23 protein-coding genes are annotated in these 23,058 nt (G+C 63.9%); 16 read left to right on the top strand and 7 right to left on the bottom strand.

All coding sequences use genetic code 11. The features are described 5' to 3' along the window. Positions 1-9 precede the first annotated feature (9 nt). A complete protein-coding gene (locus tag G3572_RS14330; RefSeq protein WP_164613037.1) occupies positions 10-543 on the top strand; it encodes a hypothetical protein in 534 nt (177 codons plus the stop codon). A gap of 30 nt (positions 544-573) precedes the next feature. Here G3572_RS14330 and fabA read toward each other — a convergent pair whose 3' ends face one another. Next, positions 574-1,083: a bifunctional 3-hydroxydecanoyl-ACP dehydratase/trans-2-decenoyl-ACP isomerase gene (gene fabA / locus G3572_RS14325; protein ID WP_164613224.1), complete on the bottom strand. Its 510-nt coding sequence runs from the start codon at positions 1,081-1,083 to the stop codon at positions 574-576. A 166-nt stretch (positions 1,084-1,249) separates the two neighbouring features. On the opposite strand from fabA, the gene irrA reads away from it, so the two are divergent. Continuing rightward, complete coding sequence (gene irrA / locus G3572_RS14320; RefSeq protein ID WP_164613035.1) at positions 1,250-1,666, top strand: iron response transcriptional regulator IrrA; 417 nt, start codon at positions 1,250-1,252, stop codon at positions 1,664-1,666. Positions 1,667-1,669: 3 nt separating this feature from the next. Here the strand turns inward: irrA and G3572_RS14315 are convergent, their stop codons facing one another. Beyond that, on the bottom strand, positions 1,670-1,987 hold the full coding sequence (locus G3572_RS14315) for a DUF6476 family protein (RefSeq protein ID WP_164613033.1): 318 nt from the start codon (positions 1,985-1,987) through the stop codon (positions 1,670-1,672). Here G3572_RS14315 and G3572_RS14310 point away from each other — a divergent pair. The 7 genes from G3572_RS14310 (at position 1,986) to G3572_RS14280 (ending at position 8,488) form a co-directional block, all read left to right on the top strand. After that, a complete protein-coding gene (locus G3572_RS14310) occupies positions 1,986-3,044 on the top strand; it encodes an RluA family pseudouridine synthase (protein ID WP_164613032.1) in 1,059 nt (352 codons plus the stop codon). The two genes, G3572_RS14315 and G3572_RS14310, sit on opposite strands and share 2 nt — an antisense overlap. A gap of 166 nt (positions 3,045-3,210) precedes the next feature. Beyond that, a complete protein-coding gene (gene rpoH, locus G3572_RS14305) occupies positions 3,211-4,104 on the top strand; it encodes an RNA polymerase sigma factor RpoH (RefSeq protein ID WP_164613030.1) in 894 nt (297 codons plus the stop codon). Between the two features lie 222 nt (positions 4,105-4,326). Then, entirely contained in the window at positions 4,327-5,019 is a 693-nt protein-coding gene (locus tag G3572_RS14300) for a phosphatidylserine decarboxylase (protein WP_164613028.1), read from the top strand. Continuing rightward, positions 5,016-5,771: a CDP-diacylglycerol--serine O-phosphatidyltransferase gene (gene pssA / locus G3572_RS14295; RefSeq protein WP_164613026.1), complete on the top strand. Its 756-nt coding sequence runs from the start codon at positions 5,016-5,018 to the stop codon at positions 5,769-5,771. Before G3572_RS14300 ends, pssA begins: the two co-directional genes overlap by 4 nt. Before the next feature lies 1 nt (position 5,772). Next, the gene (locus tag G3572_RS14290) at positions 5,773-6,396 is read left to right on the top strand and encodes a class I SAM-dependent methyltransferase (RefSeq protein WP_164613024.1); all 624 of its coding nucleotides are present in this window, start codon (positions 5,773-5,775) and stop codon (positions 6,394-6,396) included. Positions 6,397-6,493: 97 nt separating this feature from the next. Further along, the gene (locus G3572_RS14285) at positions 6,494-7,486 is read left to right on the top strand and encodes a Gfo/Idh/MocA family protein (protein WP_164613021.1); all 993 of its coding nucleotides are present in this window, start codon (positions 6,494-6,496) and stop codon (positions 7,484-7,486) included. Between the two features lie 183 nt (positions 7,487-7,669). Next, the gene (locus tag G3572_RS14280; RefSeq protein WP_164613019.1) at positions 7,670-8,488 is read left to right on the top strand and encodes a cobalamin B12-binding domain-containing protein; all 819 of its coding nucleotides are present in this window, start codon (positions 7,670-7,672) and stop codon (positions 8,486-8,488) included. A 15-nt stretch (positions 8,489-8,503) separates the two neighbouring features. Here G3572_RS14280 and G3572_RS14275 read toward each other — a convergent pair whose 3' ends face one another. From G3572_RS14275 to G3572_RS14265, 3 genes are all read right to left on the bottom strand, one after another. Then, a complete protein-coding gene (locus G3572_RS14275) occupies positions 8,504-10,330 on the bottom strand; it encodes a M3 family oligoendopeptidase (protein WP_164613017.1) in 1,827 nt (608 codons plus the stop codon). Between the two features lie 216 nt (positions 10,331-10,546). Continuing rightward, the gene (locus tag G3572_RS14270; RefSeq protein ID WP_164613015.1) at positions 10,547-12,157 is read right to left on the bottom strand and encodes an ATP-dependent DNA ligase; all 1,611 of its coding nucleotides are present in this window, start codon (positions 12,155-12,157) and stop codon (positions 10,547-10,549) included. A 94-nt stretch (positions 12,158-12,251) separates the two neighbouring features. Beyond that, positions 12,252-13,268, bottom strand: a complete 1,017-nt coding sequence (locus G3572_RS14265; RefSeq protein ID WP_164613013.1) for a ligase-associated DNA damage response exonuclease — start codon at positions 13,266-13,268, stop codon at positions 12,252-12,254. Positions 13,269-13,457: 189 nt separating this feature from the next. Between G3572_RS14265 and G3572_RS14260 the strand changes: the two genes are divergently transcribed. The 5 genes from G3572_RS14260 (at position 13,458) to G3572_RS14240 (ending at position 18,213) form a co-directional block, all read left to right on the top strand. Continuing rightward, positions 13,458-14,849: a circularly permuted type 2 ATP-grasp protein gene (locus tag G3572_RS14260; protein ID WP_164613222.1), complete on the top strand. Its 1,392-nt coding sequence runs from the start codon at positions 13,458-13,460 to the stop codon at positions 14,847-14,849. A 7-nt stretch (positions 14,850-14,856) separates the two neighbouring features. Further along, positions 14,857-15,807 carry an alpha-E domain-containing protein gene (locus tag G3572_RS14255; RefSeq protein WP_164613011.1) on the top strand — a complete coding sequence of 317 codons (951 nt, stop codon included), beginning with the start codon at positions 14,857-14,859 and terminating at the stop codon, positions 15,805-15,807. Further along, positions 15,807-16,634: a transglutaminase family protein gene (locus G3572_RS14250; protein WP_164613009.1), complete on the top strand. Its 828-nt coding sequence runs from the start codon at positions 15,807-15,809 to the stop codon at positions 16,632-16,634. The genes G3572_RS14255 and G3572_RS14250 overlap by 1 nt, the downstream gene beginning before the upstream one ends. A 95-nt stretch (positions 16,635-16,729) precedes the next feature. Beyond that, positions 16,730-17,398: a hypothetical protein gene (locus G3572_RS14245; protein ID WP_164613008.1), complete on the top strand. Its 669-nt coding sequence runs from the start codon at positions 16,730-16,732 to the stop codon at positions 17,396-17,398. A 92-nt stretch (positions 17,399-17,490) separates the two neighbouring features. Further along, on the top strand, positions 17,491-18,213 hold the full coding sequence (locus G3572_RS14240) for an Ntn hydrolase family protein (RefSeq protein ID WP_164613007.1): 723 nt from the start codon (positions 17,491-17,493) through the stop codon (positions 18,211-18,213). Positions 18,214-18,236: 23 nt separating this feature from the next. Here G3572_RS14240 and G3572_RS14235 read toward each other — a convergent pair whose 3' ends face one another. Then, on the bottom strand, positions 18,237-19,184 hold the full coding sequence (locus G3572_RS14235) for an alpha/beta fold hydrolase (RefSeq protein ID WP_164613006.1): 948 nt from the start codon (positions 19,182-19,184) through the stop codon (positions 18,237-18,239). Continuing rightward, positions 19,181-19,468 (bottom strand): SCP2 sterol-binding domain-containing protein, encoded by a 288-nt coding sequence (locus tag G3572_RS14230; protein WP_164613005.1) that lies wholly within the window; start codon positions 19,466-19,468, stop codon positions 19,181-19,183. The genes G3572_RS14235 and G3572_RS14230 overlap by 4 nt, the downstream gene beginning before the upstream one ends. A gap of 69 nt (positions 19,469-19,537) precedes the next feature. Between G3572_RS14230 and G3572_RS14225 the strand changes: the two genes are divergently transcribed. Further along, positions 19,538-20,095 (top strand): tetratricopeptide repeat protein, encoded by a 558-nt coding sequence (locus tag G3572_RS14225; protein WP_164613004.1) that lies wholly within the window; start codon positions 19,538-19,540, stop codon positions 20,093-20,095. 20 nt (positions 20,096-20,115) lie between these two features. Then, on the top strand, positions 20,116-23,055 hold the full coding sequence (locus tag G3572_RS14220; protein WP_240335556.1) for a helicase-related protein: 2,940 nt from the start codon (positions 20,116-20,118) through the stop codon (positions 23,053-23,055). Positions 23,056-23,058 lie beyond the last annotated feature (3 nt).

Below are 23,058 nucleotides of genomic sequence, written 5' to 3'. Positions count from 1 at the left end.
GCAAGCCATTTGGGTCAGGCATCTCCTGTGTGGCGCGCGTCAGGCTGCGCCCGCTCCGCCCCGACACTTACGTTGATCGAATCGGGGGAATCGCCTTATTTTTCTGGGACCGATCCGGATTTAGCCGACGCTTTTCACGATTTCTCCAAGGAGAGCATGATGCGCATAACATGGCTTTTCGTCTGTGGTTTTATCCTGTGCCTGTCCCAGCCGGCGCTATCACAAAGCACCAAGGCGATGACCGCAGAGCAGATGGCTGCAATGACGTCCAACGGGGTCACGTTGACGCTTGGCGGTCCCGGCATGGGATACAAAGGCAGCCTTGAACTGACGAAAGACGGGAAAGGCAAAGGCAGCGCTGTTACCGACGCCGGCCAGAAGATTTCCATATCTGGCACATGGCGCCTGAACGGAAACATGTTTTGCCGGACCTGGCGCGATCTGGACGGAGGCAAGGAGGTCTGCGAGACGTGGCACCCGATCTCGAGCCGGTCTGTCGAGGTTTACAACGGGAAGTCCAAACTTGGCGTCAATTCGTGGTAAGCCACGGATGCGCAAGCCCGTAAAGGCGCCTCAGCTTTCGCTGAGGGCCACCTTCATGTCCGTGACCTGATAGATCACCTCGCCGTCGGCTTCGACGATGCCATTGGCGACGCCCATCGTCAGGCGGCGGGTTGTCAGGGCCTTGGTGAAATTGACCTTGTAGGTCAGCATCTTGCGGTCGGGGCGGACCATGCCCGTCAACTTGACCTCGCCCACGCCCAGCGCATAGCCGCGCCCCTTCCAGCCGCGCCAGCCAAGGTTGAAGCCGGTCAGTTGCCACAGCCCGTCAAGACCGAGGCACCCGGGCATGATCGGATTGCCGGGAAAATGGCAGTCGAAAAACCAAAGATCGGGAGTGATATCGAACTCGGCCACCACATGGCCCTTGCCGAATTCGCCGCCGTCTTCGGAGATTTCGGTGATGCGGTCCATCATCAGCATCGGCGGGGCAGGCAGCTGGGCATTGCCGGGGCCGAACAACTCGCCACGCGCGCAGGCCAGAAGTGCCTCTTTGTCAAAGCTTGACGGATATTGCCCCATTGCCGACGGTTCCCCTCGTTTCGCTGTCATTCATTTCAATGCTGTAACACCCGCAGAGAGTCAGAGGCAAGGGTGCCACGCGCGGCGGCTCAAGGGGGGTTGACTTGATTTCCATTGAAATCCGGCGGGCGGGCGCTTTATATGGAGCAAGAAGAGCAGGACGCAGATGAACAACTCGGCACTGGAACGCGGAACGGAATGGCTGGCACAGGGCGGATTGCGCCCCACGCGCCAGCGGCTTTCGCTTGCCAGTCTGCTTGTGGGCGATGGTGTGGATCGGCATGTGACCGCCGAAAGCCTGTTCGCCCTGTCCGCCCAGTCTGGGGAAAAGGTCAGCCTTGCCACCGTCTACAACACCTTGCGCGCCTTCTGCGCGGCGGGGCTGATGAACGAGGTCGTGGTGGACGGATCGAAAAGCTATTTCGACACACGCATCGACGATCATCCGCATTTCTACTGGGAAGACACCGCCGAACTGACCGATGCGCCGAAAGACCAGCTCGAGATCAGCGGTCTGCCCGATGCCCCCGAGGGCACCGAGATTTCGCGCGTCGATGTGGTGATCCGCCTGCGCCGCGCCTGACGCTCAGGGCTGCGCCGCCTCGTTGCCGCTTGTCACAATCTCTTGCCGGAAACTGCCATCGCGTCCGAACATCAGGATGCGGTCATCTTCTGTCACCACAAGGATGAACCCTTGGCCAAGGGTCACCGCGGCGGGGCGGGCGCCATCGGGCAGGGTGATCTGATCGGGCAGCGCCATCGGGCCAAGGTCCGGCATGCGGGTGACAAGCAGACCAACCACGGTTATGACACCCACAATCATCGTGGCGGTGAGAACGATCACCAGCCATTTCAGAAGTCTCAGCGAAGGCGGAAGCGCTTCGGTTTCAGGAGTGTTGTTCATGTCCGGTCCTCTTGCCGAAGCCTTTGATGACGAAGACCCCACGCTGGTGGTGACCATCGCCGAGGGCTGTGCCGACCGTCTTGATAAGGCGCTTGCCCGTTCGGTGCCAGAGGATGCGGCACTCTCGCGCACGCGTCTGATGAAGATGATTGCCGACGGTGCCGTGTGGCGCGCCGGGGTCGCGCTGACCGACCCCAAGATCAAGGTGGAGGAGGGCGAGGTCATCACCTTGATGCTCGATCCGCCGGCGCGCGTGGACACCTTGGCCGAGGACATTCCGCTGGTGGTGGTTTACGAAGATGACCACCTGATCGTGGTCGACAAACCCGTTGGCATGGTCGTGCATCCGGCACCCGGAACGCCGTCGGGCACCTTGGTCAACGCACTGCTTGCCCATTGCGGCGACACACTTTCCGGCATCGGCGGTGAACGCAGGCCCGGCATCGTGCACCGTATCGACAAGGACACCTCGGGCCTTCTGGTCGTGGCCAAATCCGACAAGGCGCATCACGGTCTTGCCGCGCAGTTTGAACGCCACGATGTGAACCGGCGCTATGTTGCGCTTGTCCATGCCGTGCCCAATGCCGCCGATCCGCGCCTGCGGGGCATCAAGGGCGTGAGTTTCGAAACGGGGGGCATCATCAAGATTGCCACCCTGCTGGCGCGTCACAAGACCGACCGCCAGCGGCAGGCCGTGGTCTGGCACGACGGCCGCCACGCGGTAACGCGCGTGCGGGTGCTGGAAGCCTTCGCCGATCAGGCCGCTCTGGTGGAATGCTGGCTGGAAACGGGGCGCACGCACCAGATCCGTGTGCATATGGCACATGCGGGGCACGGGCTCTTGGGCGATCAGACCTATGGCGGCAAGCGCAAGATTTCGCCCAAGGCGCTGACACCGCAGGCGGCAGAGATGGGCAACAGCTTTCCCCGGCAGGCGCTGCATGCCGCCACGCTCGGCCTTCGCCACCCTGTTACCGACGAATGGCTGGAGTTCACCTCGCCCTTGCCCGAAGACATGGCGGCGCTTCTGGAGGCGCTGCGCAGGCCGCAAGAGTGACATTCCCGTGATCCGCACGTCACAATCCTTCCGCAAGGGAACGGAAATGCCTTCATCCTGCGTTAACACAAGGATGATAGCTGGCGGCCTTGAAGGCGCGGCGTGCAACCCTTAGGTAAGTTGGCCCCCGGGGGCTGATGGCACCGGGGATAACAGGGGGCGACAGATGAGCACCTATACCAATCTTCCCGCACCAAGCCCGGAACAGGGCTTGAACCGTTACATGCAGGAAATCCGCAAGTTCCCTTTGCTGGAGCCTGAAGAAGAATACATGCTGGCCAAGGCTTGGGTGGACCGGCAGGACAGCACCGCTGCGCACAAACTCGTCACCTCGCACCTGCGCCTCGCGGCCAAGATCGCGATGGGATATCGCGGTTACGGGCTGCCGCAGGCCGAAGTCATCTCCGAAGCCAATGTCGGTCTGATGCAAGCCGTCAAGCGGTTTGATCCCGAGCGCGGCTTCCGTCTGGCGACCTATGCCATGTGGTGGATCCGCGCGAGCATTCAGGAATACATCCTGCGTTCGTGGAGCCTTGTGAAACTGGGCACCACCTCGGCGCAGAAGAAACTGTTCTTCAACCTGCGCAAGGCCAAGGCCAAGCTCGGCGCGCTGGAAGATGGCGATCTGCGGCCCGAAAACGTGGCGCAGATCGCCAAAGACCTGTCGGTGACCGAGGAAGAGGTCGTGGCGATGAACCGCCGGATGGCGGGGGCCGATGCCTCGCTGAACGCGACCGTCGGCACCGAGGATGGCGGCGCACAGTGGCAAGACTGGCTGGAGGACGAGAACAGCGATCAGGCCGAGGCTTATGCCGAAAATGACGAACTGTTGATGCGCCGCCGCTTGCTGGTGCAGGCGATGTCGGTGCTGAATGATCGGGAAAAGGAAATCCTGATGCAGCGCCGCCTTGCCGATGAACCTGTCACGCTCGAAACGCTGTCGGAAAAACATGCGGTCAGCCGCGAGCGGATCCGCCAGATCGAGGTGCGGGCCTTCGAAAAGCTGCAAGACCGGATGCGCGAGCTTGCCAAGGGCAAGGGCATGGTCGTTCCCGGTTGATGGGCGGCACCCCGCTGTCTTTGGGCGGCTCCGCAAGGGGCCGCCCTTTGCTTTTGTGCCGCCCTCTTGGCCTTGGGCAATTTGACCGTTACCACAGCCCGTAATTTGGCGGGCATCCGCCGAAGCTATGACGTTTTTGTTGGCTGATGGGTCGTTTTTGTTTGCCCCCGATGCGCGGGCAGGCTACGCCCTCTGCCTAAGGTTGAAAGGACCGGACCAACCATGACGATGCTGGGCACTTTTCTAAAGCCGATGCACCCCGAGGGGTACAAGTTCGTGGCGATCTTCGCCGCGATTGCCCTTGTGCTGTTCTGGCTGTGGGAGCCTCTGGGCTGGATCGGCGTGGGCCTCACGGTCTGGTGCTATTACTTTTTCCGCGATCCTGTCCGCTCGGTGCCGCAAGGCGCGGGCATTCTGGTGTCGCCCGCCGATGGCGTCATCAGCCTGATCGAGCGCGCGGTGCCGCCACCGGAACTGGGCATGGGACCAGAGGCGCTGATGCGGGTTTCGGTGTTCATGAACGTGTTCAACTGCCATGTGAACCGCGCGCCGATTGCAGGCACCGTGGGCGCCATGAGCTATCGGCCCGGCAAGTTCCTGAACGCCTCGCTCGACAAGGCGTCGGTGGACAACGAGCGCAACTCGCTGCGCCTTGATCTGCCCGACGGGCGCCAGATCGCCGTTGTGCAGATCGCCGGTCTGGTGGCACGCCGCATCATGTGGTGGGTGTCGGAAGGGCAGGGCCTGCGCACGGGTGAGCGTTTCGGCCTGATCCGCTTTGGCAGCCGCGTCGATGTCTATCTGCCCGAAGGCGTGGCCCCGCAGGTCGCCATCGGTCAGACGATGGTGGCGGGGGAAACCGTGCTTGCCGTGCTGGGCCGTGATCTGCCCCAAACCATGAGCCGCATGGAATGAACGAAGAGCCCGTCACGCCCCCCCGGCGCAGGATGCCGCTGCTGTATCTGCTGCCGAACCTGATCTCTATTCTGGCGCTCTGTGCCGGCCTTACCGCCATTCGCATGGCGGTCGAGGGGCGGTTCGGCTGGGCGGTGGCCCTGATCGGCCTTGCCGCCGCGCTGGATGGCATCGACGGCCGGCTGGCGCGGATGCTGAAATCGGAAAGTGCCATCGGGGCCGAACTCGACTCGCTCTGCGATCTGGTCAACTTCGGTGTCACGCCAGCCTTGGTGCTGTATTACTGGGGGATGCGGGCCGATACCTCGCTGGGTTGGATCGCGGTGCTGATCTATGCGGTTTGCTGCATGTTGCGGCTGGCGCGTTTCAACGTCGGCAACCGCCTGCCGGAAGGCGCAGAAAAGCCCAAGGGCTTTGTCGGCGTGCCATCTCCGGCGGGGGCGATGCTGGCGCTTTTGCCGATCTACCTTGCCTATGCCTTCGACAACGCCCTGCGGATGCCGCCTTGGGCGGTGGCCATCTGGATGGTCTTCGTGGGTGCCTTGATGATTTCGCGCATGCCGACCCCGTCCTTCAAGGGGGTGCGCATCTATGCCGAGAACGCCCGTTTCATCCTTGTCGGCTCTGTCGCGGTGATCGCCGCCCTGCTGACCTATCCTTGGGTCACACTGCTGTTGCTCGATCTGGTGTATCTGGCCGCCATTCTGGTCCTCTGGCGCAAAAGCGCCCGTTCATTAAGGAGTGTCGTCTGACATGGATATTCACGCCGTCCGCAAATCCTATGCCCGCTGGGCCCCGATCTATGATGCAACCTTCGGCGTCATCACGCGGGTCGGGCGGCGGCGGGCGGTTTCCGTCCTGAACGGGCTTGGCGGGCGGGTGCTGGAAGTGGGGGTTGGCACCGGCCTGTCCTTGCCGGCCTATCGCCCCGACGTCTCGGTGACCGGAATCGATGCCAGTGCGGAAATGCTGCAAAAGGCGCAGGACAAGGTGGCCGAACTGGGGCTTGGCAATGTCAAGGCGCTGCGCCTGATGGATGCCCGCGCGCTTGAATTTGCCGACAGCAGCTTCGACCACATCAGCGCGCTGCACATCATGTCGGTGGTGCCAGAGCCCGAGCGGGTGATGGCGGAAATGGCGCGGGTGTTGCGCCCCGGTGGCACCATCGTGATGGTCAACCATTTCGCCCGCGATGCCCACCACAAGGGCGCGCTGCCGTGGCTGGAACGTGTCTTTGCCCCGTTTGCCGACCGTCTGGGCTGGCATTCCGATTTTCAGCGCAGCACGGTGACGCAGACGCGCGGCCTGACCCTGATCGAAGAAACCGATCTGCCGCCCTTCGGCATGATGACGCTGATGCGCTTTCGCAAGGACTGACCCGCGCCGTCGCCGAAATCGCGGCCCTTGCAGTGAAGTGGCTTCCCCCTGCGCGCACAAGCCATTAGGCTGATTGCGCTAACAGGGAGAGAACCAGATGAAACCAGTTCGTTGGGGGGTGCTCGGCGCCGCCAAATTCGCGCGCGAGCATATGGCTCCGGCCATCCACGCCGCCGAGGGAGCCGAATTGGCGGCGCTTGCGACCTCTGATCCGGCCAAGGCCGAAGGCTTCCGCAGCTTCTGTCCCGGCCTGCAGGTCCATGCCAGCTATGATGACTTGCTGGCCGATCCGGCCATCGACGCGGTTTATGTGCCCTTGCCCAACCATCTGCATGTCGAATGGACGCTCAAGGCGCTTGCCGCTGGCAAGCATGTGCTGACGGAAAAACCCATCGCCCTGCGCGCCGAGGAAATCGACCGGATCATCGCGGCCCGAGATGCCAGTGGCCTCTTGGCGGCCGAAGCCTTCATGATCGTGCATCACCCCCAGTGGCTGCGCGCGAAGGAGTGGCTCGACGAAGGCCAGATCGGCCAGTTGCGCCATGTCGATGCTGCCTTCAGCTATAACAATGCCGCCGAGCCGGGCAACATCCGCAACCGCCCCGACACCGGAGGCGGCTCGCTGCGCGATATCGGGGTCTACACGCTTGGCTCCATGCGCTTTGTCACCGGGGCGGAGCCCGCAGAGGTGGCCGCGCGCATCATCGTGGAAGGCGGGGTCGAGGTGTTTGCCGATCTGAACGCCCTGATGCAGGGCCCCACAGGCCGTTTCACCTACCGCTCGCTCACCTCGATGCGGCTGGCCAACCGGCAAGAGGTGGTTTTTCAGGGCGACAAGGGCATGATCCGCGTGGGCTCTGCGCCCTTCAACGCCAATGTGCATGACGTGGCCGAGGTGGAATTGCACCTGCCCGGCCAGCGCGTCATCACCGACCGTTTCCCGACCGCCAACCACTACAAGCTGCAGGTGGAGGCCTTTGGCCGCAGCATCCGCACCGGCGCGGCCTATCCTTGCCCGCTCGAGTTCGTGCGCGGGACACAGGCGATGATGGACAGCGCCCTTGATACCGCAGCAGAAATCAGCCTTTAGGGCCGATTTCGGCAGGGCCTCTGGGCAGCGCGGCGCAGAGGCCCTGCAAAACTTCGCTGGACAGGTTGACATATCTTCCCCAAGACTTGGACCAAGGGCGAGGAATCGCCTGCCGGGGGATCGCTTCGTGTCGGATGGCCGCCTTGCCAATCCCACGCGCGGCCACGTTCAAAGTGACCAGACATGGAAACACGCTTTCCTGCGTTCAAGGCTCTAGGAAATCGGGGCGCTGATCCCGATGGCGTTGTTCCTGAAACCACCGCCATCGTCCATTCCTTCGCGGCTGAAGTGATCTTGCGGGTTGCGGCTCAGGCGCGTCGCGACCGGATGGAAGCCACCGCCTCCAAGATCGCCCTGCTGCGCGATGCGCTGCTGGGCGAAGATGACATGGCCGCCGCCGATTTCGTGCGCGACGCCCGGCTGGGCGGGATGCCCGCCGATACGCTCTATTACGGTCTGGTCGCGGGGGCGGTGCAACAGGTCGGCGATGTCTGGGCGCGCGACCACATCACCTTGCCTGACATGCTGCGCACCTCGCAGCGGGTCTGGCGTATCATGAACGATCTGCGCGAGGTGTTCGTGCGGCTGTCAGACCGCAAACCGGGCCAGCGGGCCGTCTTTGCGCCTTGCCCGAGCGAACCGCACCGGATCGGCCTGACCATCACCGCCGATGACCTGCGACGCCGTGGCTGGGAGATTGAACTGGTCACCGAGGATGACCATGACAGTCTGGTGCAGGAAATCGAGCGCCGCGCGCCGATCCATGTGGCCCTCGGGGCCACCTCGGTCGACATGACACTCGAACTCACGCGGCTGGTGGTGGCCTTGCGCGCCCATATTCCCGGCGTGTGGGTCATGATCGGCGGGCCGATCACCGAACAGGTGCCGGACCTGCTCGCGCTCACGGGCGCCGATGCCTTGGCCAACACCGCCGAACATGCCGAACGGCTGATGCTGGACCATATGGCAGACCTGCTCGACCGCCGCGCGAACCGGTATTGAAATCCGGCCCGCGTTTCAGTCTTCCATTGCCTCCAACTCGTCGATGAAGCCCGCGATCATCGACAGACCCTTGTCCCAGAACTTCGGGTCCGACGCATCCAGCCCGAAGGGGGCCAGCAATTCCTTGTGGTGCTTCGATCCGCCCGCCTTGAGCATGTCGAAATACTTCTGCTCGAAGCCCGGCAAGCCATCCGCATAGGCCGCATAGAGCGCATTCACCAGCCCGTCGCCAAAGGCATAGGCATAGACGTAGAACGGCGAATGGACGAAATGCGGAATATAGGCCCAGAAGGTCTCATACCCGTCCATGAACTCGAACACATCGCCCAGCGATTGCGCCTGCACGCTCATCCACAGCGCATTGATGTCGTCGGGCGTCAGCTCCCCTTCGGCCCGCGCGGCGTGCAGCTTGCATTCGAAGTCATAGAAGGCGATCTGGCGCACCACCGTGTTGATCATGTCCTCGACCTTGCCCGCCAGCAGCGTCTTGCGCTCGGCTTTCGTCTTGGCCTGATCGAGCAGCTTGCGGAAGGTGAGCATTTCGCCAAATACGCTGGCGGTTTCGGCCAGCGTCAGCGGGGTAGAGGACAAAAGTTCGCCCTGACCCGCCGCCAGCACCTGATGCACGCCATGCCCCAGCTCATGCGCCAGCGTCATCACATCGCGCGGCTTGCCCAGATAGTTCAGCATCACATAGGGGTGCACGGTCGACACCGTGGGGTGTGCAAAGGCGCCCGGTGCCTTGCCCGGCTTCACGCCCGCATCGATCCAGCCCTTTTCAAAGAAGGGCTTGGCGATCTCGGCCATCTCGGGCGCGAAATCGCCATAGGCGTCCAGTACCATGCGGCTTGCCTCGTCCCAGCCCACCACCTTGGGGGCTTCCAGCGCCAGGGGCGCGTTGCGGTCCCAGATCTGCAACCGCTCCAGCCCCATCCACTTGGCCTTCAGCCGGTAGTAACGGTGCGACAGCTTGGGATAGGCGGCCACCACCGCATTGCGCAGCGCCTCGACAACCTCGGGCTCCACATGGTTCGACAGGTGCCGCCCGTGCTGCGGTGATGGCATCTTGCGCCAGCGGTCATGGATTTCCTTTTCCTTGGCCAAGGTGTTGTGCACCCGCGCAAACAGCTTGATGTTGCGCTCGAACACAACCGCCAGCGCCCGCGCCGCCGCCTCGCGCTTGGCGCGGTCAGGGTCGGTCAGCAGGTTCAGCGTCGCCTCGAGGTTCAGCTCCTCCTCTTCCCCCTCCACCTTGAACATCAGCCCGGCCATCGTCTCGTCGAACAGCTTGTTCCACGCGCTCGCGCCCACGACGGACTCGTCATGCAGTAACTTTTCCAGCTCGTCCGACAGCTGATGCGGCCGCATCGCGCGCATGCGGTCGAACACCGGCTTGTAGCGCGCGAGTGCCGCATTGGCGGCAAGCAGCGCCTCGAGCTGCGCATCCTCGATGCGGTTGAACTCCAGACTGAAGAACACCAGCGGCGTCGTGAAGGTCGTCACCTTGTCCTGCACATCGGCGATGAACTTGGCACGCTCGCTGTCCATCGTGTTCTGGTAATAGCGCAGACCCGCGAAAGACATCAGCCGACCGGCCACCACGTCGATCTTCTCATAGGCCAGCACACAGTCCAGCATGCCCGCTGCATCGAGCCCCGCCAGCTTGCCCTCATAATCGGCGGCAAATGCGGCGCAGGCCTTTTCCAGCCATGCCATATCCGCGGCAAATTCCTTGGACTCCGGCGATGGATAAAGATCGCGCAAATCCCATTCGGGCAGGTTCCCGAACCCTCCCGAGGCGGCATTGGCATCAAAAACAGGGCGGGGCATCGGCAGGGTCATCGGCCATCCTTCCAGAACATCTTTGCACTCAAATAGGGGCTGGGTCGGGCAAAAGGCAACCCACGGCCTATTTTCTGTCTCCAAATATCCTGGGGGTCCGGGGGCAAAGCCCCCGTCTTTTTACAATTCGCTGCGGGCAAAGCCCCCGTCTGTCTATAATTCGCTGCGGGTAAAGCCCTCGGCTTCTCTTTTTTGTCAGACGAAACCCCAGTTTTCCTAATCTGCCGTGGTTGGCCCCGGCATCGAGACCTGTCGCAGCAGCGCGCGCAGGCTCTCCAGCGTGTCAATCTCGTCCACGCCCTTGTCATGCCGCCAGCGCAGCATACGCGGAAAGCGCAAGGCGATGCCGGATTTGTGGCGCGGGCTGGCCTGTATGCCCTCGAACCCGATCTCGAACACCAGTTCCGGCACCACGCGACGCACGGGGCCAAAGCGTTCAACCGTGTGCTTGCCGACCCAGCGGGTGATCTCGGCGAATTCCGCGTCGGTCAGGCCGGAATACGCCTTGGTGAAGGGCACCAGATCATTGCCGTCCCGCACGGCGAAGGTGAAATCGGTAAACAGGTTCGCCCGCCGCCCGTGGCCCGATTGCGCGTAAAGCATCACCGCATCCACGCTGAACGGGTCCAGCTTCCATTTCCACCAATCGCCCCGCTTGCGCCCCGCGTGATAGGGCGACGACAGCCGTTTGAGCATCAGCCCCTCTGCCATTTGCGCCCGTGCGGTTGCGCGGATCTTGGCCAGTGTCTCCCAATCCCCTTGCACCACGGTCGAGGGGGTCAGCGGCAATCCTGCAGGCAGCGCGGCAAGCAGCGATTCCAGATGCGCGCGGCGTTCCGACAGCGGCGCGCCGCGCAGGTCCACCCCCTTCGCCTCCAGCAGGTCATAGGCCAGAAAATGGCCGGGCGCCTCGGCCAGCAGCTTTTTGGGCACGGTCTTGCGGGCAATGCGCTTTTGCAGATCGGCAAAGGGCAGGGGTGCGTTTCCTCCCCATGCGACGATCTCGCCATCCAGAACCGTGCCGGGGGGCAGGTGGTCTTGCAACGGAGCAAATTCGGGGAAACGGTCCGTGATCAGGTCTTCGCCCCGGCTCCAAATCGCGAAAGTGCCGGGGCGCGCGATGATCTGGCCGCGGATGCCATCCCATTTCCATTCGGCCAGAAAGGCTTCGGGCGCGCCCAGACTGTCGGGCGCGGCCTCCAGCGGGCTGGCAAGGGCAAAGGGATAGGGCCGCGCGCCTTCTGCCGCGCCGCCGTCCTCGGTCAGATCGGCAAACCGGGTGCGGGCCGGGTCCCAGTCCCCCATCAGCCGATGCGCCATGACCGCCGCCTCGACCCCCGTGGCCTGCGCCAGTGCGCGGGTCATCAATCCGCTGCTGACCCCCATCCGGAACCCGCCCGTCATCAGCTTGTTGAACAAAAACCGCTCGTCCGGCCCCAGCCCGGCCCAGACGCCGGTCACGAAACTGCGCCGTTCGGGTTCCGGCCGCCCGCCCTGCGCGATCAGCGCGCGCAAGGTGGCATCGAGCGACAGGTCTGTCTCGCGCTCTGGCGGCGGCAGCAGGCGGGCGATCGTCTCGGCAAGATCGCCTGCGATCGCATAACATTCCTCGAAGAGCCACAAGGGCACAGCGGCGGCCTCGGCGGCCCAGAGGCGCAATTCGGTGGCGTTGACGATCCGCTTGGGGCGGCGGCCCGAAAGCAGCGCGATGGTCCAGACCCTGTCTGCTTCAGGGGCGGATCGGAAGTATTCTGCCAGGGCAGCGGTTTTTTCCCCTGTCCTGGTGGTGGCGTCGAGCGCGTTGAAAAGGGCTGCAAAACGTTTCATGCGCACGCGCCCCTGGCTGGCCGGGCAGGGGGGGCTTTCCGCCCCCCCGGGCCTGCGGCCCTCCCCCCCGGGAGTATTTGGAAAAGCAGCAAGATCATGCGGGGTCCGCCTCGACGGCTGCGTCCGATTCCTCTGCGCCGAACTCGGTCTGCACGATGCCTGCGTCATAGCCCTGTTCTTCCAGCCAGCGGCGGAAGGGGGTGGTGTAGCCGTGGGTGACGAAGACGCGGGTGGCCCCGGTCGCGCGGATCGCCGCGTTCAGTCCCGGCCAGTCGGCATGGTCCGAGATGACAAAGCCGGTGCCAAGGCCGCGGCGGCGGCGGATGCCGCGCAGGGCCATCCAGCCGCTGGCAAAGGCCTCGGCCGCCGGGCCGAAGCGGCGCGCCCAAGGGGTGCCAAGGGCCGAGGGTGGGGCGATGACGAGCGCGCCGGGGTGGGATTTGGCATCGACGCCGGCGCTGACGCGGATGGTGGGCGGCAAGGCATAGCCCTGATCGCGCAGGATCCGCGTGGTTTCCTCGACCGCGCCGTGGGTGAGGATCGGCCCCGCATCGGGCAGGAGCCGCATCAGGCGTTGGGCCTTGCCCAAACCATAGGCGGCGAGGATCGACGTCCGGCCCTCTGCCGCATTGCCCTGCCACCATGCGGCGAGTTGCTCTGCGATCAGCCTCTGCGGTTGCCAGCGAAACAGCGGCAGGCCGAAGGTGCATTCGCTGATGAAAGTATGGCAGCGCACCGGATCAAAGGCTTCGGAGAGACCGTCGGCCTCGACCTTGTAATCGCCCGACACCACCCAGACCTCTCCGCGCCGCGCGATGCGGATCTGCGCCGAGCCCGGCACATGGCCTGCCGGGTGAAAGCTCACCTCGACCCCGCCGATCTGCCGTGTCTCGCCATAGGCGATGCCCTCGGCGCGGATGTCGCCGAGCCGGTGTCGGATCACCGGCAGCGCCTGATGGGTGCAAAGATACTGCGCATGGCCCCATCTGGCATGGTCGCTGTGGCCATGCGTGACAAGCGCGCGCGCCACCGGGCGCCACGGATCGATGTAGAAATCGCCGTCGGCGCAATAGATGCCGCGGTCGGTAAAACTGAGAAGCTGCGAGGACATAGGCAGAGCCTAGCACGACCTGATCCGGTGGAAAGGTCATGAGACACTTTTGGGCTGCACAAAAAACCGGCGATTGTGCCTTCTGTGGGCAGGAAATGCAGCGCCCCCCTTTCGCTGTTGCATGCGGGCTGCTTAACTGCCCCCAAGGACCGGTAAACGGGGGCCGTTGTGACCAGCTACTTCAACGAGATGTATCAAGGCAATTCGGTGCGGGCGCCCTATGCGCGGCTGCAGGACTGGATGAGCGCCATGCCAGCGGAACTGCGCCAGATGAAGCAGGCGGAAGCCGAGGCGCTGTTCCGGCGCATCGGGATCACCTTCGCCGTTTATGGCGAAGGCGGCGATCCGGACCGGCTGATCCCGTTCGACATGTTCCCGCGCGTGTTTTCCGGCACGGAATGGGCCAGGCTGGAGCGCGGGATCAAGCAGCGGGCGCGTGCGCTCAATGCCTTTCTGGTCGATGTCTATGGCCGCGGCGAGATCGTGCGGGCAGGGCGCATTCCGGCGCGTCTGGTCTATCTGAACGAAGCCTATGAAAAGGCGGTCGTCGGTTTTGTGCCGCCCAAGGGGGTCTATTCGCACATCGTCGGCATCGACCTTGTGCGGACCGGCCCGGATGAATTCTTCGTGCTGGAAGACAATTGCCGCACCCCGTCGGGCGTGTCCTACATGCTGGAAAACCGCGAGATCATGATGCGCATGTTTCCGGACCTGTTCCGCGAAAACCGCATCCAGCCGGTCGACAGCTACCCCGAGATCCTGCGCCGCACCCTCGCCTCGGTGGCCCCCGCGAAATGTGACCGCGAGCCGACGGTGGTGATCCTGACACCGGGCCATTACAATTCGGCCTATTACGAGCACAGTTTTCTTGCCGATCTGATGGGCGTCGAACTGGTGGAGGGGCAGGACCTTTTCGTCGAAGGTGAATTCGTCTTCATGCGCACCACCGAAGGCCCGCGCCGTGTGGATGTGATCTACCGGCGGATCGATGATGCCTTCATCGACCCGCTGTGCTTCCGCCCCGATTCCATGCTGGGGGTGCCGGGGCTGATGGATGTCTATCGCTCGGGCGGGGTCAGCATCTGTTCGGCCCCGGGGGCAGGGGTGGCCGATGACAAGGCAGTCTACACCTATGTTCCCGAGATGATCCGCTTTTATCTGGGCGAAGAGCCGATCCTGAACAATGTGCCGACGTGGCAATGCGGCAAGTCGGATGATCTGGCCTATGTTCTGGCACATCTCGACGAACTGGTGGTCAAGGAGGTGCATGGCTCGGGCGGTTACGGCATGCTGGTCGGGCCAAAGGCCAGCGCCGATCAGGTGGAACTGTTCCGCGCCCGCATCACCGCCAACCCGGCAAACTACATCGCCCAGCCCACGCTTGCCCTGTCCACGACGCCTACCTTTGTGGCCGAAGGCATCGCGCCGCGCCATGTCGACCTGCGCCCCTATTGTCTGGTCGGGGAACGGATCGAACTGGTGCCGGGCGGGCTCACGCGGGTGGCGCTGACCGAAGGTTCGCTTGTGGTGAACTCGTCGCAGGGCGGCGGGGTCAAGGATACCTGGGTGCTGGCGGAGTGAACCGGACATGCTGAGCAGAACCGCAGACAACCTTTTCTGGCTGGCCCGCTATATGGAGCGGGCAGAAACCTCGGCCCGGCTGCTCGAGGTCGGGGCGCGCATCGCGCTGATGCCCTCGGCGGCGGGGTATCGCAACGAATGGGAATCGCTTTTGCACGCCAGCGGCACCGCCGATGGCTTTGCCCGCAAATATGGCGATGCGGTGCAGCGCAATCTGGAAAGCTGGTTCTTTTTCGACGCCGACAACCCGTCTTCGGTCATGTCCTGCGTGACGGCGGCGCGCGAGAACGGGCGTATCGTGCGCACGGCGCTGACCACGCAGGTCTGGGACGCGCTGAACACCGCCTTTCAGGAATTGCGCCAGTTGCAGCGGCGTCCGCGATCGGAGCTGGAACTGTCGATGCTGACGGACTGGACCATGCGCAACACCGCGCTGGTGCGCGGGTCGATCGATGCGACACTGCTGCGCAATGACGGCTGGGATTTCCTGAACCTCGGCTATTTTCTGGAGCGCGCCGACAACACCGCGCGGCTGATGGATGTGAAATACTACGTCCTGCTGCCACGGCTGGAATTTGTCGGGTCGGGCCTTGATAACTACCAGTGGACAACGCTTCTGCGCGCCATGTCCTCGCACCGCGCCTTTCACTGGGCCTATGGCGGCGAGGTGACGGCGGCCAAGATCGCGCATTTCCTGATCCTCAATCCGCAATGTCCGCGCAGCCTGATTACATGCGTCGAAGGCATGACCAGCCATCTGGACCGCCTCGCGCGCGGCTATCAGCGCAAGACGGCGGCGCAGGAAAAGGCGCGCGGCATTCAGGCCGAACTGGCCGAATTGCGCGTCGAGGACATATTCGAAGAAGGTCTGCACGAGTTTCTCAGCCGTTTCATCGGCGATATGGCGCGGGCGGGCTCTGTCATCCGGGACTGCTATCTGAACGGGGATGTGCGCTGATGTTGCTGACGGTCGATCATGTCACCCGCTATTTCTACGACCAGCCGGTGCGCGGGGTGGTGCAAAGCCACCGCCTGATGCCGTCCCAATGCGCCGGACAAAAGATGCTGCGCTGGAAGGTCACGGTCAGCGATGGCCAGATGGGCGGCGGCTTTCGCGACGGCGCGGGCGATTGGGTGCAGGGCTGGACGGTGCTTGGCCCGGTGAATGAAATCACCGTGCAGGTGACGGGGCAGGTGGAAACCGTCGATCAGGCGGGCGTCTTGCGCGGCCACAAGGAACTCACCCCCGCCGAGGCCTATCTGCGCAAGACCCACCCGACCGAGGCGGATGCCGCCCTTGCCGCCTTGGCCGAAGGGCTGGACCCGGCCAAAGACGCGCTTGCCGCCGCGCACGAGATTTCGGCCCGCGTCTCCGATGCGATCCTCTACACGCCCGACACGACCAACGCCCATACCACCGCCGCCGAGGCTTTGGCGCAGGGAACCGGCGTGTGTCAGGATCAGGCCCATGCCGTGATCGCCATTGCCCGCCATGCCGGTCTGCCCGCGCGCTATGTCTCTGGCTATCTGCTCGTCGGGCTTGACGGCGCCGCGCATGATGCGGCCCACGCCTGGGCCGAGGTCTTCATCGCGGGCCTCGGCTGGGTCGGGTTTGATCCGGCCAACCGCTGCTGCCCCGATGATCGCTATATCCGTTTGGGTTCAGGCCTCGATTCGCGGCACGCGGCCATGATCCGGGGAATCGCGCGCGGTCAGGGCGAGGAAAGCCTTGTCGTCTCGGTCAGCGTGCAAGAAGGCCAAATTCAGTCCCAAACGCAGCAATAGCGGGCAAAGTCGCACCAGTTTCCCAATTTCTGCCCCGCTGTTGCCACATCTGGCCCGCACCTTGCACTGTGCGAGAAGCGCGTAGGGGGTGAACTATGGCCTTGGCCTATGATTTCGATATCTTCGAGGTGATCCCGGATGCCGGAACGTCGGACCCGGAGCTTGACGGCTTTCTGACGGCAGCGGGGTTCGTGTCAAAAACCGAAGCGGCCACCGTGGCCCTGTTCCGCGATCCGCGCACGGCAGAGGCGCTGCGCCGCGCGCCGCCCGCGTTGCGAGAGTATTTCGTGGCCTCCGGCTTCGGCTTCAACACCTACGACTCGGGGGCGCCAGCGGGGCGCTATCCGGCCAAGGACGAGGCGGCCCGTCTGGCCGTCATCTTCCGGCTGACCGAAAACGCCAGCCGCCATGCCTTGCCCCGCCCCGATGATGCGCCCGAGGGCGGCGAGGTGTTTCGTCTTGGGGCATTTCTGGCTGAACTGGACCGCGCCCAGCCCATCGACATGCCGGAACCGCCTGCGGTTCACGTTCTGGGCGATGATGCCAACGCGCGCGCCGAAGCGGGCAGCGCGCCGCGCCGCAGGGTGCCTGCGATCTTCGAGACCGATCCCATCATCAACGAACCGGCCGCGCCTGCGCCAGAGCCGCCGCGCCGGAAGTTCTGGCAGCACCGCTTCTTTCGTCTGGGCGCCGCCGCTACTTTGGTGATCTTTGCCATGCAACTGGCCAGCGGAACCGCCTTGACGGTGCTGGCCAGCCTGTAAACACTGGTGAATAGGGCGCTTCGCCCCATGAACGCCCTTTTCATCCCCCTGCGCGGGCAGTAGCGTTCGCGTCTGAGTCTCGGGGGAAAATGATGACCTATTGCGTCGGGCTGTTGTTGAACGAAGGCATGGTGTTGCTGTCAGATACGCGCACCAATGCGGGGCTCGACAATATTGCCACCTACCGCAAGATGTTCCACTTCGAAAACCCCGGAGAGCGGATCATCACCATCGTCACCGCAGGCAGCCTGTCGGTGACGCAAACCACCATCTCGCGCCTGCGTGACGCGATGGATGACAAGGACGCCACCCCCGAAACATCGGTGATGCTGGCGCCGACCATGCTCAAGGTGGCCGAGATCGTGGGCAACGTGCTGGCCGATGTGCGCCGCGAGATTGACCAGAAACTCTCGATGTCTCAGGGCGCCAGCGCCACCATGATCGTGGCAGGCCAGCGCAAGGGCGGCGGCATGCGCATGTTCCTGATCTATCCTGAAGGCAATTTCATCGAAGCGACCGAAGACACGCCCTTCCTTCAGATCGGCGAGCACAAATACGGCAAGCCGATCCTTGACCGCGTGGTAAAGCCCAGCACGTCGCTCGCCGATGCGCAAAAGGCCGTGCTTCTGTCCATGGATTCCACCCTGCGCTCCAACCTGTCGGTCGGGATGCCGCTGGACCTGTGCGTCATCAACCGCGACGAATTGCGCATCGGCATCTTGCGACGCTTCGAGGCGGGTGATGAATCTTTCCGCGCCATGAGCGAGGCGTGGTCGAACGCGCTGCGCGAAGGCTTCAGTCGAATCCCGATCTGACCGGTGCCGCGCCGGACCGCGCCTTAGCGGTGGGCGTCGAACAGCGCCGCCGCGTCGTCATAAAAGCGGGTGCGATGGGCAAGAGCCTCCATCGGGACCTCGTGCTCGGCGCCGTGATACATGTCCAGGCGCCCGTTGCGCCAGCGGGCCATGCGCAGGTGGATCGGGGCCACATCGACCACCTTCTCCGCGCTTCCCAGCACGGTCAGCGCCGGATAATCCGGCGACGGCGCCAGCGACAGATCGCGGCATTCCATCAGGGCTGTGTAAACCCAGGCCAGACTTGGCCCCCCCAGCGCAAGTTCGGGCCGTTCCGTCATCTGGCGCTTCATGTAACGCCACATCTCGGGATCGGTGGTCAGAACATTGCCGCCAAAGCCGACGTCCAGAATGTAATTCTTGTTGCTGGTGCTTGGGGCAAGACGGTGCGACAGCCCGAGCAGACCCGAAATCTGGGCGATCGGCTGTGCAAAGGGGCGCATCCACGCCGCCATCGCGATGCCCCACATCGGGGCCGAGAACACCGCCGCCTTGACGGGCAGGCCATGCATCAGCGCACGCAGGGCAATCGCGCCGCCCATGGAATGGGACATCAGGTAATAGGGTTCGGGCAGGCCGAGCCGCCGGGCCATGTCAAGGACCGCCTGCACATCCAGCTGGTAGTCGTGGAATTGCCCGACATGCCCCAGCATCCGGTCCGGCAGCAACCTGTCAGCCAGACCCTGCCCACGCCAGTCGACCACCACCGTCGCATAGCCGCGCGCGGCCAGATCGGCGGCCCCCATGCCATATTTTTCCACATATTCGGTGCGCCCCGGAAAGAGCAGCACCGTGCCCTTTTCCCCCACCGGCCAGACTCCGGCACGGATGCGCACCCCGTCGACCGTGGTCAGCCAATAGGCCGCCCCCCCGTCAGGGCCGAGCGCAAGGTCCGCGTAAAGCGGCGCGGCGGGAAAAAGCGGCTGTGTCACCCCAGGAACGAGCCCAGTTTCATCGCCATGCCCATGCTGCCATCCACCGCCAGCTTGCCCTGCATGAAGGCCATCGTCGGGTTCATGTCACCATCGAGGATGCGTTTGAACACCTCGGCGCTGGCGGTCATCGTGACATCGGCCGGATCATCGCCCGCGCGCACGCCGTCAGCGTCAAGCATGATCGCGCCCTCGCCCTCGATCACGAACTTGGCCACCCCGTCAAAGCCGCCGGACAGCTTTTTCGACAACACCTGAACAGCCTCGGTTACCACATCGCTCATGAAGGATTCCTCTCTGCCTTGTGACGGCTTGCATATGGTTTTTCTGCGTCAATACGCTACCATCATCATATGAAAGTTCATCGGCGGTTTCTCAATCCTATCGTTGCGGCACTTTTGTCAGTTTTTATACTGGCAGCAAATGCGCATGCCGATGAACCTTTGGACGATTTGTTCGACCGGCTGAAATCGGCCGATCCGCGCGCCGCCAGCCGGCTGGAGCGCGAGATCTGGAACGAATGGTCCAAGAGCGGCTCTCCGGCGATGGATCTTCTGTTGCAGCGCGGGCGCGATGCGATGGCCGCAGGCCGCACCGCCGAAGCGATAGAGCATCTGACCGCGCTGACAGATCACGCCCCCGATTTCGCCGAAGGCTGGAACGCGCGGGCCACCGCCTATTATCAGGCGCGCCAGCTTGGCCCCTCGGTGTCGGATATCGCCCGCGCCCTTGTGCTCAATCCGCGCCATTTCGGGGCGCTGGCGGGTCTCGGCGCGATTTATGAAGAGCTGAACAATCCACGCAAGGCGCTCGAGGTTTATCGCGCTGCTTTGGCTATACATCCCCATCTGCGCGGCGTATCAGAAAAGGCGCGGCGTCTGGAAGCACAGGTCGCTGGCACCGAACTCTAAGGGCAGGGCAAAGGCACAGGATGGGCGCGACCACGGGCCGGATCACGGCGGTCCTCGGGCCGACCAACACCGGCAAGACGCATTATGCCATCGACCGGATGCTGGGGCATCGCACCGGCGTGATCGGGCTTCCTCTGCGCCTGCTTGCACGCGAGGTCTATGACCGGATCGTGGCTCTGCGCGGCCCTTCGGTGGTGGCTCTGGTGACGGGCGAAGAGCGTATCGTGCCGGAGCGTACCCAGTATTGGGTTTGCACGGTCGAGGCGATGCCGCTCGAGATCGGGGCCGATTTCGTCGCCATCGACGAGATCCAGCTTTGCGCCGACCCTGACCGCGGCCATGTGTTCACCGACCGCCTGCTGCGGGCGCGCGGCCTGCATGAAACGCTGTTCATGGGGGCCGAAACCATGCGTCCGGCGATTGCGGGGCTGGTGCCGGGCGTGACCTTCCTGAAACGCGAGCGTTTCAGCGAATTGACCTATACAGGTTCGAAAAAGATAAGCCGCATGCCTCCGCGCAGTGCGATCGTGGGGTTTTCGGTTGAAAACGTCTATGCCATCGCCGAACTGATCCGCCGCCAGAAAGGCGGCTGCGCGGTGGTGATGGGCGCGCTTTCCCCGCGCACCCGCAATGCGCAGGTGGCGCTTTACCAGAATGGCGATGTCGATTATCTGGTGGCCACCGATGCCATCGGCATGGGCCTCAACCTTGATATCAAGCACATCGCCTTTTCCGCCACCGCCAAGTTCGACGGCCGCCGGATGCGGGGCCTCTACCCGCAGGAATTGGCGCAGATCGCGGGGCGGGCAGGCCGCCACACCGAAAACGGCACCTTCGGCGTCACCGGAGAGGCGCGGCCCTTTGACGAAGAGATCATCGAGGCGATCGAAAACCACCAGTTCGCCCCCGTGCGCAAACTGATGTGGCGCAACCATGCGCTCGATTTCGGCAATGCCGACCGCCTGATCCGCAGCCTTGAAGAGCCGACTTCGAATGAATGGCTCACCCGCGCGCGCGATGCTGACGATGTGCTCGCGCTCAAATCGCTGGTCGAACTGGCCGAAGTGCGCGAGCGGCTGACCGGCCCCAAGCGGGTCCAGCTTTTGTGGGATGTCTGCCGCATCCCCGATTTTCGCGGCGCCTCGGCGGCCGATCATGCCGGTCTGCTGGCGAGGATTTTCGAATTCCTCTGCGGGCGGGGTCTGGGCGGGGGCAGGGTGCCTTCCGACTGGATCGGCAAGGCCGTTTCCCGCATCGACCGCACCGATGGCGATATTGATGCCATTTCCAAGCGGTTGGCGTATATTCGCACCTGGACCTATATTGCGCAGCGCAAAGGCTGGGTGGATGACGAAAGCCATTGGCGCGACGAAACGCGCGCTGTAGAAGACCGTCTGTCAGATGCGTTGCACGCACGACTGACTCAAAGATTTGTAGACCGGCGGACAAGTGTGCTGCTTCGCCGGTTGAAGCAGAAGGAGACCCTCGTGGCCGAGGTGAATGACAAAGGCGAAGTGACGGTCGAAGGCGAATTCGTCGGCCGTCTGGAGGGATTCCGGTTCCGGCAGGATGCCAGCACCTCGCCCGACGAGGCAAAGGTGATGGCGCAGGCCGCCGTTCAGGCGCTCAAGCCGGAATTCCATCTGCGGGCGGATCGCTTCTACAACGCCCCCGATACCGAGATGGATTTCACCGAGCAGGGGGGCCTGATGTGGGGCACCACCGCGGTGGGCAAACTGGTGAAGGGGGCCGAGGCGCTGCGCCCGTCGGTCGAGGCCTTCGTCGATGACGAGGCTGGGCCGGAAGTGGCCGAAAAGGTGCGCCGCCGCCTGCAACATTTCATCGACCGCAAGGTTGCAGCGCAGTTCGAGCCGCTGGCCGCGATGAGCCGCGACGAGACGCTGACCGGGCTTGCGCGCGGTTTTGCCTTCCGGCTGGTCGAGGGTCTGGGCGTGCTGCCGCGTGATATCGTGGCCAATGACGTCAAGGAACTCGATCAGGAATCGCGGGGTGCCTTGCGCAAGCATGGCGTGCGCTTTGGCCAGTTCACCATCTTCCTGCCGCTTCTTCTGAAACCCGCGCCCACCCGTCTGCGGCTGGTGCTCTGGTCGCTGTGGAACGGCCTTGACGAGTTTCCCGAAAGCCCGCCGCCCGGTCTGGTCACCATTCCGAACGTGGCCGAGGTGCCGAAGTCGCATTACACGCTGGCCGGTTATCATCCGGCAGGCAGCCGTGCGATCCGCATCGACATGCTGGAACGTCTGGCCGATATCCTGCGCCAGAAAGACAGCCGCGCCGGGTTTGAAGCGACCCCCGACATGCTGTCGATCACCGGCATGACGCTGGACCAGTTCGCCGATCTGATGGCCGGTCTTGGCTACAAGGGCGAAAAGGCCGAACGTCCGAAGGTCAAGGCCGCCGAACCCGTGGCCGCCGTGCCTGCGGTAGACCCCGACCAGCCGCAAAACCCGATCCCCGAAGAGGTGTCGATCCTTGCACCGGTGCCGGAAGAGCCGGCCGCCGAGGCCGCCGCGCCCGAGATGGAGTCGTTCTACACCTTCACCTGGGCACCCAAGCCGCGCAACGCGCGCCCCGAACGCGGCCCGCGTCCGCAAGGCGAACGGCGCGACCGTCCGCAGGGCGACCGGCCACGCGGGGAGCGCCCCCAAGGCGAGCGTCCGCAAGGTGATCGCCCCGCTGGCGACAAACCCCGCGGGGAACGTCCGCAGGGCGAACGGCGCGAGCGTCCGCAAGGGGAAGGCAAGCCGCAGCACGCAAAAGGCGATCACGGCAAGGGTGACCGCAGCAAGGGCGATCGTGGCAAGGGGAAGGGCGACCGTCCCGACCGCAACGATGCCAACAAGCCGCGTCAGTTCGAGGCCCGCCCCCAGCGCGCCGACAAGCCGATCGACCCCGACAATCCCTTTGCCGCGCTGCTCGCGCTGAAGGGCAAGGTCTGACAC

The organism is Pseudotabrizicola algicola (assembly GCF_010915705.1).
Lineage (GTDB): Bacteria > Pseudomonadota > Alphaproteobacteria > Rhodobacterales > Rhodobacteraceae > Pseudotabrizicola > Pseudotabrizicola algicola.
This window is presented reverse-complemented; position numbering and strand designations above follow the sequence as displayed.

Coding starts and splice junctions, on each gene's coding strand:
- fabA (WP_164613224.1), bottom strand. CDS start 1,083: ATGGGGCAATATCCGTCAAGCTTTGACAAAGAGGCACTTCTGGCCTGC.
- pssA (WP_164613026.1), top strand. CDS start 5,016: ATGAACGAAGAGCCCGTCACGCCCCCCCGGCGCAGGATGCCGCTGCTG.
- G3572_RS14230 (WP_164613005.1), bottom strand. CDS start 19,468: ATGAGCGATGTGGTAACCGAGGCTGTTCAGGTGTTGTCGAAAAAGCTG.
- G3572_RS14285 (WP_164613021.1), top strand. CDS start 6,494: ATGAAACCAGTTCGTTGGGGGGTGCTCGGCGCCGCCAAATTCGCGCGC.
- G3572_RS14275 (WP_164613017.1), bottom strand. CDS start 10,330: ATGACCCTGCCGATGCCCCGCCCTGTTTTTGATGCCAATGCCGCCTCG.
- G3572_RS14290 (WP_164613024.1), top strand. CDS start 5,773: ATGGATATTCACGCCGTCCGCAAATCCTATGCCCGCTGGGCCCCGATC.
- G3572_RS14270 (WP_164613015.1), bottom strand. CDS start 12,157: ATGAAACGTTTTGCAGCCCTTTTCAACGCGCTCGACGCCACCACCAGG.
- G3572_RS14245 (WP_164613008.1), top strand. CDS start 16,730: ATGGCCTTGGCCTATGATTTCGATATCTTCGAGGTGATCCCGGATGCC.
- G3572_RS14260 (WP_164613222.1), top strand. CDS start 13,458: ATGTATCAAGGCAATTCGGTGCGGGCGCCCTATGCGCGGCTGCAGGAC.
- irrA (WP_164613035.1), top strand. CDS start 1,250: ATGAACAACTCGGCACTGGAACGCGGAACGGAATGGCTGGCACAGGGC.
- G3572_RS14225 (WP_164613004.1), top strand. CDS start 19,538: ATGAAAGTTCATCGGCGGTTTCTCAATCCTATCGTTGCGGCACTTTTG.
- G3572_RS14255 (WP_164613011.1), top strand. CDS start 14,857: ATGCTGAGCAGAACCGCAGACAACCTTTTCTGGCTGGCCCGCTATATG.
- G3572_RS14300 (WP_164613028.1), top strand. CDS start 4,327: ATGACGATGCTGGGCACTTTTCTAAAGCCGATGCACCCCGAGGGGTAC.
- G3572_RS14265 (WP_164613013.1), bottom strand. CDS start 13,268: ATGTCCTCGCAGCTTCTCAGTTTTACCGACCGCGGCATCTATTGCGCC.
- G3572_RS14250 (WP_164613009.1), top strand. CDS start 15,807: ATGTTGCTGACGGTCGATCATGTCACCCGCTATTTCTACGACCAGCCG.
- G3572_RS14315 (WP_164613033.1), bottom strand. CDS start 1,987: ATGAACAACACTCCTGAAACCGAAGCGCTTCCGCCTTCGCTGAGACTT.
- G3572_RS14240 (WP_164613007.1), top strand. CDS start 17,491: ATGACCTATTGCGTCGGGCTGTTGTTGAACGAAGGCATGGTGTTGCTG.
- G3572_RS14280 (WP_164613019.1), top strand. CDS start 7,670: ATGGAAACACGCTTTCCTGCGTTCAAGGCTCTAGGAAATCGGGGCGCT.
- G3572_RS14310 (WP_164613032.1), top strand. CDS start 1,986: ATGTCCGGTCCTCTTGCCGAAGCCTTTGATGACGAAGACCCCACGCTG.
- G3572_RS14220 (WP_240335556.1), top strand. CDS start 20,116: ATGGGCGCGACCACGGGCCGGATCACGGCGGTCCTCGGGCCGACCAAC.
- rpoH (WP_164613030.1), top strand. CDS start 3,211: ATGAGCACCTATACCAATCTTCCCGCACCAAGCCCGGAACAGGGCTTG.